The organism is Sphaerisporangium sp. NPDC005289 (assembly GCF_040607455.1).
GTDB classification, from domain to species: domain Bacteria; phylum Actinomycetota; class Actinomycetes; order Streptosporangiales; family Streptosporangiaceae; genus Sphaerisporangium; species Sphaerisporangium rhizosphaerae.
Window position 1 is genome coordinate 64,729 of the sequence record NZ_JBEXGS010000028.1, and the last position, 13,928, is coordinate 78,656.

General features: G+C 72.1%; 12 protein-coding genes. 9 read left to right on the plus strand and 3 right to left on the minus strand.

Annotation, left to right across the window (positions count from 1 at the left end):
• Positions 1-88: 88 nt before the first annotated feature.
• From ABZT47_RS34550 to trpS, 3 genes are all read left to right on the plus strand, one after another.
• Entirely contained in the window at positions 89-445 is a 357-nt protein-coding gene (locus ABZT47_RS34550) for a metalloregulator ArsR/SmtB family transcription factor (protein WP_354851800.1), read from the plus strand.
• Complete coding sequence (locus tag ABZT47_RS34555; protein WP_354851802.1) at positions 426-914, plus strand: SRPBCC family protein; 489 nt, start codon at positions 426-428, stop codon at positions 912-914. The genes ABZT47_RS34550 and ABZT47_RS34555 overlap by 20 nt, the downstream gene beginning before the upstream one ends.
• Before the next feature lie 813 nt (positions 915-1,727).
• The gene (trpS, locus tag ABZT47_RS34560) at positions 1,728-3,008 is read left to right on the plus strand and encodes a tryptophan--tRNA ligase (protein ID WP_354851804.1); all 1,281 of its coding nucleotides are present in this window, start codon (positions 1,728-1,730) and stop codon (positions 3,006-3,008) included.
• Between the two features lie 144 nt (positions 3,009-3,152).
• Here the strand turns inward: trpS and ABZT47_RS34565 are convergent, their stop codons facing one another.
• Positions 3,153-4,001, minus strand: coding sequence for a helix-turn-helix transcriptional regulator (locus ABZT47_RS34565; RefSeq protein ID WP_354851806.1), 849 nt, complete (start codon positions 3,999-4,001; stop codon positions 3,153-3,155).
• 103 nt (positions 4,002-4,104) lie between these two features.
• A complete protein-coding gene (locus ABZT47_RS34570; protein ID WP_354851808.1) occupies positions 4,105-4,635 on the minus strand; it encodes a flavoprotein in 531 nt (176 codons plus the stop codon).
• A 670-nt stretch (positions 4,636-5,305) separates the two neighbouring features.
• Here ABZT47_RS34570 and ABZT47_RS34575 point away from each other — a divergent pair.
• From ABZT47_RS34575 to ABZT47_RS34585, 3 genes are read left to right on the plus strand one after another with little or no spacing between them, the layout of a single operon-like run.
• Positions 5,306-5,917 carry a GPP34 family phosphoprotein gene (locus ABZT47_RS34575; RefSeq protein ID WP_354851810.1) on the plus strand — a complete coding sequence of 204 codons (612 nt, stop codon included), beginning with the start codon at positions 5,306-5,308 and terminating at the stop codon, positions 5,915-5,917.
• 28 nt (positions 5,918-5,945) lie between these two features.
• Entirely contained in the window at positions 5,946-7,418 is a 1,473-nt protein-coding gene (locus tag ABZT47_RS34580) for an APC family permease (protein ID WP_354851811.1), read from the plus strand.
• The gene (locus ABZT47_RS34585; protein ID WP_354851813.1) at positions 7,415-8,020 is read left to right on the plus strand and encodes a GNAT family N-acetyltransferase; all 606 of its coding nucleotides are present in this window, start codon (positions 7,415-7,417) and stop codon (positions 8,018-8,020) included. Before ABZT47_RS34580 ends, ABZT47_RS34585 begins: the two co-directional genes overlap by 4 nt.
• Before the next feature lie 182 nt (positions 8,021-8,202).
• Here the strand turns inward: ABZT47_RS34585 and ABZT47_RS34590 are convergent, their stop codons facing one another.
• Positions 8,203-8,688: a MarR family winged helix-turn-helix transcriptional regulator gene (locus ABZT47_RS34590; protein ID WP_354851815.1), complete on the minus strand. Its 486-nt coding sequence runs from the start codon at positions 8,686-8,688 to the stop codon at positions 8,203-8,205.
• Positions 8,689-8,778: 90 nt separating this feature from the next.
• On the opposite strand from ABZT47_RS34590, the gene ABZT47_RS34595 reads away from it, so the two are divergent.
• From ABZT47_RS34595 to ABZT47_RS34605, 3 genes are all read left to right on the plus strand, one after another.
• Positions 8,779-9,555 carry an alpha/beta hydrolase gene (locus ABZT47_RS34595; protein ID WP_354851817.1) on the plus strand — a complete coding sequence of 259 codons (777 nt, stop codon included), beginning with the start codon at positions 8,779-8,781 and terminating at the stop codon, positions 9,553-9,555.
• Positions 9,556-10,063: 508 nt separating this feature from the next.
• Complete coding sequence (locus tag ABZT47_RS34600; protein ID WP_354851819.1) at positions 10,064-11,533, plus strand: arabinofuranosidase catalytic domain-containing protein; 1,470 nt, start codon at positions 10,064-10,066, stop codon at positions 11,531-11,533.
• A gap of 429 nt (positions 11,534-11,962) precedes the next feature.
• Complete coding sequence (locus ABZT47_RS34605; RefSeq protein WP_354851821.1) at positions 11,963-13,606, plus strand: M28 family peptidase; 1,644 nt, start codon at positions 11,963-11,965, stop codon at positions 13,604-13,606.
• The last annotated feature ends 322 nt before the right edge of the window (positions 13,607-13,928 follow it).

The window sequence follows — 13,928 nt, forward strand, 5'->3', positions numbered from 1 at the left end:
CCGTCCCGGCGGGGCCGTTCCCCGTGATGTGCCGATCCCCGGACGCACACGCCTTGCACGTATGCCCATATGGGAATACGATTGGGCCATGGCACGAGCGGCGACGACGACGGACGCGTTCAACGCGGTGGCCGAGCCCCGGCGGCGGGAGATCCTGGACGCCCTGGTCGGCGGCGAGCGGTCGGTCGGCGACCTGGTCGGGCTGCTCGGCCTTCCCCAACCCCTGGTGTCCAAGCACCTGCGGGTGCTCAGAGAGGTCGGGCTGGTCGACGTGCGCGACGAGGGACGGCAACGCCTCTACCGGCTCAACGGCCGGCCGCTCAAGTCCATTCACGACTGGGTGCGGGGCTACGAGCACACCTGGTCGCAGCGCTTCGACCTGATGGACGTCGTGCTGGAGGAACTCAAGGAAACGGAGCGACGCGATGGCGACGAAGGCGAGTAGCGGTACGGCGGTGGTCACGCTCCCGGCGGACACCCAGATCTTGATCACGCGCGAGTTCGACGCCCCCAGGCACCTGGTCTACCGGGCCTGGACCACGCCCGAGCTCATCAGGCGCTGGTGGGGCGGCGAACGGGGCGAGGTGACGCTCGCCGAGGTCGACCTGCGCGTCGGCGGCGCCTGGCGCTACGTGCTGACGGCGCACGGCGGGTTCGAGGTCGGGTTCCACGGCGAGTACCGCGAGATCGTCCCGCACGAGCGCATCGTGGCGACGGAGGTATACGAGGGCATGCCCGACAAGGCGGCCCTGGTCACCACCGTGTTCAGCGAGAAGGACGGGCGCACGACGCTCGCCTCGCTCATCGAGCACGACAGCCGCGAGTCGCGCGACGCGCACATCGGCTCGGGCATGGAAGGCGGCATGCAGGAGGCCATGGACCACCTGGAACTGGTCGCCCAGTCCCTGACCTGACCCCGCCACCCCGCCACTTCGCCACCGGGGTCGGTCCGCTCCCCTAAGGCACGCGTCCTCGACAGGCCAAGCCCCGAAGCAGCCCCCGCACCCGACCACGGCGGCGACTTCCCCTTGCCGGCCGACAAGCAGCCCATCCCGCGAGTAATCGGGCCGGCAAGTCTTCCGGCCCCGGACCGCTCTCATCGACGCCGACACAGCGGAAACCAGATCGGTGCATCGGCGCCCTCGTACGGCGGCAAGGCCGATCAACGCCCAACCCCGTCACCGAACCGACAACAAGCCCACCCCGCAAGCAACCGGGGTGTCCAGCCGTTGCTGCCCACCCAGCCCTCCCCCGGCTACACGAGGACGCGGACGGGTGCCCCGAGCGCCACCCAGGCCGGCACACGGACCACCCGTCCCGCCCCGTGCACCCGGGAACGAACCGGGTGGGCAGCAACGGTTAGCCACCCCATCTGCTAGCGGGGTGGGCGACCTCGGTCGGCCACCCCCAGTACTTACGAGGTGGGGAACCGCGGTCGGCCGCCCCGGCTGCTTGCGGGGTGGCGGCCTTGGTGGGCCACTCCAGTAGCGGGGCCGCGCGGGACGGACCCTGGGCTGGCGGGACCGGGTGGCCTAGACTGATCCCATGCATCGTCCGCAGTGCGTGAGCTGGTGGCGCTCCTCGTAGGAGCGGCCACCTCTCTCGCACGCGCAGGGCCGTTCTGACGGACGGCCCTTTCTGGTGTTCTCCCTGAACCACCCGGCAAGGGGGCCGTCCCGGCGGCCGGCGGGCCATCCCACCCACCTCGCCCACCAGGGAGCCACACCATGACCGGCACCACCGACCCGATCCGTTCGCCCCGGCCCTTCATCGCGCCCGCGTCCGGGTCCGCGTCCAAGTCCACGTCCAGGTCCACGTCCGGGTCCACATCCGCCTCCGCGCTCGCGTCCGCAATCCCGTTCGCGTCCGGGCCCGCCTCCACGTTCGAGCCCCCGTCCGAGCCCCCGTCCGGGACCGCGTCCGGGGCCGCGTCAGAAGGGCGTGCGCCCTCGGACGTGCTCGGCGTGCGGGCCGCCCGGCTGCGCAGCGCCGAGCTGGAGGAGCTGATCCGGCGGGACCCGCGCGGGTTCCGGATCTCGACCGGCGACCGTCCGACCGGCCGGCTGCACCTCGGCCACTACTTCGGCACCCTCCACAACCGCGTCCGCCTGCAGAACCTCGGCGTCGAGCTGTTCGTCGTCGTCGCCGACTACCAGGTGCTGACCGACCGCGACGTCGCCGACCGGCTCGCCGAGCACGTGGAGGAGCTCGTGCTGGACTACCTGGCCGTCGGCGTCGACCCGGCCCGCAGCACGATCTTCGCCCACAGCGCGGTCCCCGCGCTCAACCAGTTGCTCCTGCCGTTCCTGAGCCTGGTCTCGGTCGCGGAGCTCGGCCGCAACCCGACGGTCAAGGACGAGATCGCCCATTCGCGCCGGTCGGCGGTCAGCGGGCTGATGTTCACCTATCCCGCCCACCAGGCCGCCGACATCCTGTTCTGCAAGGCCAATCTCGTCCCGGTCGGACAGGACCAGCTTCCGCACCTCGAGCTGAGCCGGGTCGTCGCCCGGAGGCTGAACCACCGCTACGGCGGCGGCAGGGCGGTGCTTCCCGAGCCGGAGGCCCTGCTCTCGGCGGCTCCGCTGCTGCTCGGCACCGACGGCGCCAAGATGAGCAAGAGCCGTGGCAACGCCATCGCGCTGGCGGCCGGCGCCGACGAGACCGCGCGGCTGATCCGGGGCGCGAGGACCGACGCGGAGCGGCACATCACCTACGACCCCGAGACGCGGCCCGAGGTCTCAAGCCTCGTGTTGCTGACCGCGCTGTGCCTGGGCCGCGACCCGCGCCAGGTGGCCGACGACATCGGCGGCGCCGGTGCATCGGCGCTCAAGGCGGCGGCCACCGAAGCGGTCAACGAGCACCTGGCGCCGATGCGCGCCCGCCGCGCGATGTACGCCGAGGACCGCGGCCACGTCCGCCGGGTGCTGCGCGAAGGCGGCGAGCGGGCGAGCGCCATCGCCGAGACGACCTTGAGGGAGGTGCGGGCCGCCATGGGAACCCTGTACTGAACGGCCCTCCCGAGCAGCCCCGAACAACGGGCCCGCGGCCTCCGCACGACAGGCCCGCGGCATCCGGGCGACGAGCGCCTGCGTCCGGGTGACGGGGCCGTGGCGCGGGAACCCGGGCGGAGAGGGCCCGGTCGTGGGGAGCCGTCAGCCGCCTTCGCGGCGCGCTTCCCGGCCCTCGCCCACGGGGTGCAGGGATGCGAGCAGGGCGAGCGACCCGGCGTCCGGGGTGCCCGGCTCGGCGGTGCCGACCAAGAGCTGCTGGCCGGGGGCGCCGCGCACGTCGAAGGTCTGGTAGCCGAGCCGGAAGCGGCCCGCGTCCGGATGGTGGAAGAGCTTGGAGGTGCCGGCGAGGCCGCTGACGGCGTGCTCGCGCCACATCCGCGCGAAGTGCTCGCTCGCGGCGGTCAGCTCCTCCACCGTCGCGGCGAGCCGGGTGTCGTCCGGGTCGAGTCCCGCGGCCAGCCGCAGCGCCCCCACCGTGTCCCGCGCGACGGCCGGCCATTCCGCGAACAGCCGCCGCGCCGCCGGGTCGAGGAACAGCGCGCGCACCATGTCGCGCGGTTCGCCGAGGGGGGCGGTCAGGGCACGGGCCGGCGCGTTGGCGGCCAGGACCTCAAGGCGCCGGTTGACCACGTACGCGACGGCCGTGGGGAAGCCGTCCATCAGGCGGAGCAGCGCCGGGTCGACCTGGTCGGCCTGCTCTGAGCGGAGGTCTCTGGGCACCAGGCCGGCCAGCCGGTAGGCGTGCCAGCGGGCGTCGGCGTGCAGGCGCAGGGCCCGGGCGAGGGCGTCCACGACCTGCGCCGAGGGGTTGCGCTCCCGGCCCTGTTCCAGGCGGGTGTAGTAGTCGGCGCTGACCCCGGCGAGGACGGCGACCTCCTCGCGCCGCAGCCCTGCGACCCGCCGCGGCCCCGCGCCGGGCATGCCGACGTCGGCGGGGTTCAGCCGTGCGCGGCGCGCCCGCAGGAACTCCGCCAGTTCGTAACCGCTCACCAGCGGACTATACGTCGTCCCAGGTCGTGACCTCCCCGCCTCCTCGTCGCGGCCGGCCTTCCGCCGCGTCCGCACCTCACCGGCGGCCGGAGGGCGCGCCGGATCAGTCCCGCGCGGGTGCCGGAAGGGCGGCGAGGGCCAGGTGCCAGGGATAGGCGCCGGTGTGGACGGCGCTCGGGTCGTGCGGCACGAACGCTCCGGCGCCGATGAGGACCTGGACGCCCTCGGCGCGCAGACGCCCGACGCTGTCGCGGAAGGGGGCCCGGCCGGCCAGCGCGCTGTTCACGAACGGCAGCACGACGACCGGGATGCCGAGGCCGGGCGCCTCGGCCAGCAGGCCGAGGGCGTAGGTGTCGGCGATGCCCTGGGCGAACTTGTTGATCGTGTTGTAGGTGGCGGGGGCCACGATGATCGCGTCGGCCCGTGGCGGCTTGGGCTCGTACGGCTTGCGGTACCGGCTGCGGACCGGCCGCCCGGTCCGCCTCTCCAGGGCCGGCACGTCGATGAAGTCGAGCGCGGACGGAGTGGCGACGACCTGGACGACCCAGCCGGCGTCCTGGCCGAGAGAGACCAGCTCGCCGGCGTCCGCGGCCGGACCGGCGGCGCACACGATGACGTAGAGGACCTTGCTCACACGCCTACTCTGCCCCGGCGCGACCGGTGGCGCACCCGCCGGAGCCGCGCACCTCCTCCGCGGGCGCGGGCGCCGTCGAGCGGGTGAGCGGTGAGCGGGTGAGGTGACCGTGTGACCGGGTGAGCGGGTGACGAGCGGTGAGCGGGTGAGGTGACCGGGTGAGCGGGTGACGAGCGGTGAGCGGGTGAGCGGCATTCGGTTTGATGGGCCGGGCTCCGCCGCTATCACGTTATGCCGGTAAATCGCGGCGGTCGTTTCCCGGCCGGCCTCGTGGAGCCGCGGCGACGGACGTCTCGTCCGCCATTCGCACGACGGCGGACCCTGGAATTGACCGGGACCGAAACCCCGATTCGGTGAACCGGAATCCGCAAGCGCGCCGTCGCGGCGTGCTCCACGCCGCGTCCACGAGCGGCGACGCGGATCGGCTCGCCCGCCCATCCCCAAAGGTCAACCCGGACATCCACCCCCGTCATTCCAGATATGTCACCTTTCTCGCAAATCGGGATACCATACATTGACGTCAAAGCGGAACCTCTGCCACATATCTCCTGATTATGGGATCTGCGGCATGCCGCTCATCGCGGATTTCCGGCTATTCATCGACGACAGATACAACAGATCGCCTATATCATCACCGATCGTGGTTGATGGTGACTTTTCCCGCCCATCGTTGGCGCACGATCTGTTCTTCGTCATGCACGACGACGTGACGGGCCGTCCACGGCTGCATCCTCGCCTCGCGAGCCTGGCGCTCGCGGGCGCCGTGGTCGGCGAGTTGATGCTGGCCGAGCGGGTCACCCTCGACCTGGCGTCCGGCCAGGACCGCCTCTACGCGACCGCGCGGCACGCCACCAGCGATCCGCTCACGCACAAGGTGCTGCGCCACATCATCGAAGAGCCGCAGCATCCGGTGACCACCTGGCTCGTCTTCTTCGCCTCCACCATCTACACCGACGTCACCAACCGGATGATCGCCGCGAAGCTCCTCAACCCGCCGGCGCGGCACCTGCTGAAGAAGCAGCCCGCGGCGCCCGCGGACGTGAACGCCGCCGCGTGGCCGCTCGCCCGCCTCAACCTCGCCGTCCAGCGGCGCGAACCGCCCTCCATCAGGGACCGCGTCCTCTACGGGCTCTTCGCCGCCACCGGCGGCGCCAAGCGGGCGCTGTGGGACCACGACCCCGCGTTCGTCACCGCCATGCTCGCCACGCTCTCCCCACCGCTGCAGAGGCTCATCGTCCAGACCGAGGTCGTCGTCGGCCAGGCCGTCATCAGCCGCCGGTGACCCCCTTCCCCATCTCACGGAGTCGCGAATGTCCCTCACAGAGCAACGCCCCAGCGTCGTGTCCGCCGCGCTGGCCAAGGACCGGCTCGGCGTCCCGTCGGTCGTGTTCTTCGTCATCTCCGCGGCCGCGCCGCTGATGGTCGTCGCGGGCTCGGTCCCGACGGCCTACGCGGTGACGGGCGTCCTCGGCGTGCCGTTCGCGTTCCTGCTGCTGGGCGCGGTCTTCGCGCTCTTCGCCGTCGGGTACGTGACCATGGCCAGGCACGTGGTGAACGCGGGCGCCTTCTACGCCTACGCCGCGCAGGGGCTCGGCCGCACGCAGGGGGTGGCGACCGCGTGGGTGGCGCTGCTGGCCTACAACGCGCTGCAGCTCGGCCTGTACGGCATCATCGGCTCGGCCGCCGAGCCGCTGCTGCGCGACTGGTTCGGCGCCTCGCCCGCGTGGTGGGTGATCGGACTGGTGGCGTGGGCGCTGACCGGGCTGGCCGGCCTGCTCCGCGTGGAGGTCAACGGCAAGATCCTGTCGGTCCTGCTGATCAGCGAGATCACCGTCGTCCTGGTGTTCGACGTCGCCGACGTGTTACACGCGGGGCCGGCCGGCGTCACCTTCGACGGGTTCACCCCCGGCTCGCTGTTCGTGCCCGGCGTGGGCGCCGCGCTGGCCACCGTCGTCGCCGGGTTCGCCGGCATCGAGTCCTCGGTGGTCTTCGCCGAGGAGTCCAAGGACCGCGACAGGACCGTGCCCCTCGCCACCTACCTCGGCATCGGGATCATCGCGGTGCTGTACTCGATCTCCGCCTGGGCGCAGACGGTGCCGACCGGGCCGGACGGGATCGTCAAGGCGGCGACCGAGCAGGGGCCCACGCTGATCTTCGGCCAGGCGGCCGCGCACATGGGCGGGACCGTCGCGACGATCGGCTCGGTGCTGTTCGTGACCAGCAGCATCGCGTGCATGATCGCCTTCCACAACACCACGGCCCGCTACATCTTCGCCCTGGGCCGCGAGAACGTCATCCCCTCGGTGTTCGGGCGCACCTCGGCCCGCACCGCCGCCCCGCTGGCCGGGTCGATCCTGCAGACGGCGCTCGGGCTGATCGTGATCGTCATCTACGCGGTCAGCGGCCTGGACCCGGTCACGAAGCTGTTCTTCACCTTCGGCGCGTTCGGCGGCCTCGGCCTGCTGACCCTGCTGACCGTCACCTCGATCGCGGTGATCGTCTTCTTCGCCAAGAACCCCTCGCGGGAGACGGCGTGGCGCACGCGGATCGCCCCGGCCCTGGCCACGCTGGCCCTGTGCGTGATCATCGGGATGACGCTGATCAACTTCGACACGGTGCTCGGGGTGGCGCCGGACTCGGTCATCCGCTGGATCCTGCCCGGCATCTTCGTCGTCGCCATCGTCTTCGGCCTGGTGTGGGGCCGCGTGCTGAAGGCCACCCGGCCGGGGGTGTACGCCAACATCGGCCTCGGCGCCCAGGCCGTCGGCGGGAGCGCCAAGTGACGGCCGAGATCACCCGCCTGACGGACGCGGCGCGGGCCGGCGAGATCATCGCCGGCACGTTCAGCGGCGACGCGATCTCCCGCTGGCTCATCCCCTCGCCGCCCGACCGGCTGCCGATCCAGCGGCGGTTCTTCACCATGCACGCCGAGCACGCGCTCGCCCACGGCCGCATCTACGGGGTCCACGAGTCGGGCGAGCTCGCCGGGGTCGCGGTCTGGTTCACCGCGCCGTTCCCCGACATCCCCGGCCAGGACGAGGCCATCGCCTCCTTCGCCGGGGAGCACGCCGGGCGGTTCGGCGTCCTCGGCGAGCTGATGGACAAGCTCCATCCGCACGAGCCGCACCACTACCTGGCGTTCATCGCGCTGGTCCCGGGACGTACCGGCCGCGGCCTCGGCAGCCTGCTGCTGCGCGAGCACCACCGGCTGCTCGACGCCGAGGGGATGCCGGCCTACCTGGAGGCCAGCAGCGAGGCGAGCCGCCGGCTCTACCTGCGCCACGGCTACGCGGACCTGCCCGAACCCCTGCGCCTGCCGGACGGCCCGCTCATGTACCCCATGTGGCGCGCCCCCTCCCCCGGCGTCCCGGACGCCCCGGCGTGACGGGCCGGCCGTAGCGGAGTGGAGGCCGGCGGCCCGGCCTCCACCCGCGTCCCTCCCCCACCCGTACCCGTCCACCACCCCGTGCCGTCACCACGCGTGACCGACCGCTCATCCCCGTGCCCGTCCTCCACCCCGCTCACCCCGTCCTTCGTCCGGTCGCGTCCGGCCGCCCCTGTGCCGGCTCAGTCCACGTCGACGTCGTCGAGATGCCGGAGCAGGCGCGACAGCACGCGGACGCAGGCGTCGACGTCGGCGCCGGTCACGTCGCCCGCGACCTGGCGCAGCACCGCCTGCTCGCGGCCGGTCACCGCGGCGATGGCGGCCCGGCCATCATCGGTCAGCCGGATGAGGGAGGACCTCCTGTGCGCCGGGTTGGGGATCGGCTCGGCGAGATCCCGCGCGGCCGCATCGTTGATCGTCCGCTGGACGAACTGGCGGCTCAGCGCAAGCGCCCGGCCCATCTGCGGAACCGTCATGGGCCCGTGCTCATGGAGCAGGGTGAGCACGGCCCGCACGCCGACCGGCAGGCCTTCGATGGACGCATCCTGCTCCACCTTGCGATAGGCCCGCCGGTACAGCGGTCCGATCAGGTCGAACACCTCGACGAGCCGCCCGGCCAGCCCGTCCGCCGACTCATCGGCCGCCGGGTCGCGACCTGTTTCGCTCACTCCACCATCATGACGCCTTGGGTGTCATCCTTCCGCACCACAATGACACCTAGGTTGTCATGGCGCGGCAAAGATGACACCCTAGGTGTCATGAATGACGTGTTCTGGCTCGACACCGGCACCGGCCGACCCCTCGTCCTGCTCCACGGCGGCTACGTGGACCACGGCATGTGGGACGACCAGATTCCGGTCCTCGCCTCCCGGTACCGCGTCATCGCTCCCGACGCACGGGGCCATGGCCGCTCCGCCAACGCCACCGAGCCGTACCGGCCCACCGACGACCTCGCCGCGCTGCTGCGCCACCTGGGCACCGGCCCGGCGGTCCTGGTGGGCGTCTCCATGGGGGCGGGGCTCGCCGTCGACACCGCGCTGGAGCACCCGGACCTGGTCGGCGCCGTGGTCGTCACCGGAGCCGGGACCAGCGAGCCGTACTTCACCGACCCCTGGACCGTCCAGGCCATGACCGCGTGGCACGCGGCGATGGCCGCCGGCGACCTGGACGCCTCGGTCGAGGGGTTCATGGCCTTCGCCGCGGGCCCGCACCGCACGCTCGCCGATCTCGATCCGCGGGTCGTGAGCCGGCTGCGCCGGATGGCCAGGAGCACCATGTCCAAGCACGCCGCCGGCGAACCCCACCTGCTCGTGCCGGTGCGCGACACCTGGCAGCGGGTCGCCGAGATCGACGTGCCGGTGCTGGCGATCAACGGCGCCGCCGACTCCCCCGACCACATCGCCATGGCCGTACGCCTGGCCGGCGCCGTCGCCGACGGCCGCGCCGTCTCCATCGACGGAGCCGCCCACTACCCCAACATGGAACGCCCCGCCACCTACCACCAGGCCCTCGAGGACTTCCTCCGCACCGTGTGACACCCCCGGCCACCCCTGCCCGGCGGAGGATCACGCGGTGCCCCCCGGGGCAACGTGGCAGGGCGGCACCCCGAACGTTTCGGGCCGCGCCCAGCGGCGGAGAGCCGTGGGCTGCGGGGACCGCGTGCCCCGTAGCGGTTACGTTCGATAGGCCGGGCATCCCCTCCTCCGTCGGGACGGGGGAGCTGAAAGTTTCAGTACGGTGCAGGTGAGGCGGTGCTTCCTCGCCCAGCCAGACGGCCATGGACCGCGCCCGGCGGCCCGAGGCCCCGGACCCGCGGCTTGACGACCCCGGACGGCGTCGTATTTGCTCCGCCGCATCACCGTAAGCACCGTCGACAGAGAAGGATCAGCGCGGCGACTGCGCTGTTAACGCTCACAAGATGGTTCTTCGAGCATCGCCGTGCGCCCGGCGGCCGCACCTTCCTCCCAGGCCGCGTGGCGTCGTCGCTCGCATGTGAACGCTAACAGCCACCCTTTCTCGTAGAACGCATCCTTGGGAGCACGCATGAAGATTCCCCGCGTACGGCTCTGGCTGGCAGCCGGGGTCGCCCTGGCGATCAGCGCCGTCGGCGCGCTGACCGCGCCCGCCGTCCAAGCCGCGGCGGGATGCCGCGTGGACTACGCGGTGACCAACCAGTGGCAGGACGGTTTCGGGGCGAACGTCACCATCACCAACCTCGGCGACCCGATCAACGGCTGGCGCCTGACCTGGACGTTCGGGGCGGGGCAGACCATCAGCCAGCTGTGGAACGGCTCGGCCGCGCAGTCGGGCGCCCAGGTCACCGTGACCAACGCCTCCTACAACGGGTCGCTGGGCACCGGCGCGAACACGAGCTTCGGCTTCAACGGCACCTGGAGCGGCAGCAACCCGGTGCCGGCGAGCTTCGCGCTCAACGGCACGACCTGCACCGGCGGCGTGACCGGCTCGCCGACGCCCACTCCCACGCCGACGGTGACGCCCACGCCCAACCCGACCCCGACCCCGACGCCCACTCCCACGCCCACTCCGACGCCGCAGGCTTCGGATCTGCCGTGTGACATCTACGCCGCGGGCGGTACGCCGTGTGTGGCCGCGCACAGCATGACGCGGGCGCTCTACCGCTCCTACAGCGGGAGCCTGTACCAGGTCAGGCGCTCGTCGGACAACACCACCCGCAACATCGGCGTGCTGAGCACGGGCGGCGTCGCCAACGCCGCGTCCCAGGACTCCTTCTGCGCGGGCACCTCGTGCGTCGTCACCATCATCTTCGACCAGTCCGGACGCGGGAACAACCTCGGCTACCAGGGGTCCGGCGGCGTCGGCGGCGCCGTCTCCCCCGCGAGCGCGACCAAGGAGTCGCTGACGGTCGGCAACAGCAAGGCCTACTCGCTCTTCATCCCCGGGTCGAGCAGCTACTGGCGGGACGGCCACACCACCGGCATCCCCACCGGCAGCGCGCCCGAGGGCATGTACATGGTGACCAGCGGCACGCACGTCAACAGCGGATGCTGCTTCGACTACGGCAACAGCGAGACGACCAGGAGGGCCGACGGCGCCGGCGCCATGGACGCGATCTACTTCGGCACCAGCTGCTGGTTCGGCGGCTGCTCCGGCTCGGGCCCCTGGGTGCAGGCCGACCTCGAATACGGGCTCTACCCCGGGGGAAGCAGCTCCTGGAACCCCAACCAGCGGGCCTTCACCAGCAAGTTCGTCACCGCGACGCTGAAGAACAACGGCACCTCCCGCTTCGCCATCAAGGGCGGCAACGCGCAGTCCGGCGGCCTGACCACCCTGTGGGACGGCTCGCTGCCCAGGGGATACAGCCCGATGAAGAAGCAGGGGGCGATCATCCTCGGCAGCGGCGGTGACTGCTGCATCGACAACAGGAACCAGAGCGTGGGGACGTTCTACGAGGGGGCGATGGTCGCGGGCTATCCCTCCGACGCCGCCGAGAACGCCGTGCACGCCAACATCGTCGCCGCCGGCTACCGCTGAGCCCGGCACGGCCCGCCACCACCGGACACCCGGGGGCGGGCCGTGGCCGGCGGCCGCGCCCGACCGGGCACCCCCCGGTCGGGCTTTTTCCGTATATGTACGGACGTCGCTACGTATGTACGGCTCGGTGGCGGGGTTCTACCGTCGCGCACAAGGAGAACCGCCCCTCGGAGGTCAGGAGCGTCGTGCAACGTCGTAGCCGTACCGGCGGTACAACCTCACTCCGCGCCCGGGGAGTGCCGGCGCCGCGGGAGTCTCGGCCACCGACCGGCGTGTCCGGCGCACCCGGCCCATCCGGCGTGTGAGCATTCCTTTTCCCACCCCCAGTTCCACCTCCGCGCCGTTTCCGCTGTCCGTGACGGCGCGATGAGCGCTGCCCGCGTCCACGGCGCGGGCGCGGCCGTGGGACGCCGAGAAAGGAAGATCCGCATGAGGCGCACCGCTGCGCTCACGGCGATCGTCGCCATGGCCCTGATCGGCCTGCTGTCGTCCACGACCCCCGCGACCGCCCAGGCGCCACCGGGAAGCACCCGGAACGGCGCACCCGCGAGCGCCCCCGTCACCGCCCTGGCGCCTCCCGACGTCAGCCTGCAGAACATCAAGGCCCATCTGAGCCAGTTGCAGAGCATCGCCGACGCCAACGGCGGCACCCGCAGGTCGACCGGTCCGGGCTACACCGCGTCGGTCGCCTACGTCGAGCAGCGACTGCAGGCCGCCGGCTACACGACCCGGCGCGTGACCTGCACCCCGGGCTGTACCAGCGGCGCGGGGCCCGACCTGATCGCCGACTGGCCCGGCGGGGACGAGAGCCAGGTCATCATGTCCGGCGCCCATCTGGACAGCGTCTCGGCCGGTCCCGGCATCAACGACAACGGCTCGGGGTCGTCGATGCTCCTGGAGGTCGCGCTGACCCTGGCCGCGCAGCGCCCGTCGATGAGCAAGCATGTGCGGTTCGGCTGGTGGAGCGACGAGGAGCAGGGCCTGCTCGGCTCGCGCGCCTACGTCACCTCGCTGAGCTCGGCCGATCGCTCGAAGATCAAGCAGTACCTCAACTTCGACATGGTCGGCTCGCCCAACGGCGGGTACTTCATCAACAACATCACCACCGCGGCCGCCGCCGACCTGCGCGCGTTCTACACCAACCTGGGCCTCGCGCCGGAGGAGAACACCGAGGGCGCCAACCGCTCCGACGACGCCTCCTTCCGCAACGCGGGCATCGCCACCTCCGGCGTCGCGGCCGGCGCCGGCGCCACCAAGACCTCGGCGCAGGCGGCCAAGTGGGGCGGCACATCCGGACGGGCGTACGACTCCTGCTACCACCGTTCGTGCGACACCACGGCCAACATCAACGACACCATCCTGGACCGGGCCGGCGACGCCCTGGCGTACGCGATCTGGACCCAGGCCGTGGGCACCTCCACCGGCAGGGACTTCTCGATCGGCGCCGCCCCCGCCTCGGGTTCGGTGCAGGCGGGCCAGACGGCCACGACCACGATCAGCACCACCACGACGTCGGGCACCGCCCAGACGGTGAACCTGACGGCGTCCGGGCTGCCGGGCGGCGCCACGGCCACCTTCGGCCCGGCCTCGGTGACCTCCGGCGGCTCCTCGACGCTCACGCTCGCCACCTCGTCCTCGACGCCGAGCGGCACCTACGCCATCACCGTCACCGGCACCGGTGAGACCGCCACCCGCACCACGACGTGGACGCTCACGGTCAGCGGCACGAGCGGGAGCCGGACCTTCACCAACGACGCCGACTACACCATCAACGACCTGTCGACGATCAACAGCCCGGTCACCTCGACCGCGACCGGCGGTGCCGTCTCGCCGGTCCAGGTCAGGGTGACGATCTCGCACACCTGCGCCGAGGACCTGCGGATCCGCCTGCGCGGCCCGAACGGGACGTACTACACCATCGACAGCAGCGGCGGCACGTCCTGCACCTCCTACGGCACCCGGACCTACTCGGTCCCGGTCAGCCAGACGGCCGCGGGGACCTGGACGCTGCAGGTGACCGACGACTACCGGCTCGACACCGGCTACCTCGACACGTGGAGCATCACCGTCTGAGGCGGGCCGGGACGCCGCGAACCGAGCGGAACGAGCGGCACCGGCACGGCCGGGGATCGGCATCCCGCGGCCGGCGGCTCCGCCGGAGGATCTCCGGCGGAGCCGCGCCGGCCGTGCCCCGCCGTCCGGCGGCGGGCGCCGGTGTGAACGTTTCATCACCGCGCCCCGGGCGCGCGGTGCGGCCGTGCGTCGTCCGCGCAGATGACGCGCGACGGCCGGCGGACGGCGCCGGAAACGGCCGGGACCGGGGTGTTGACGAGATCGGGCCCCGTCGTATTTGCTCGCGCAGCCGCCACCACCTCCACGGCGAGGCTCCCCATCC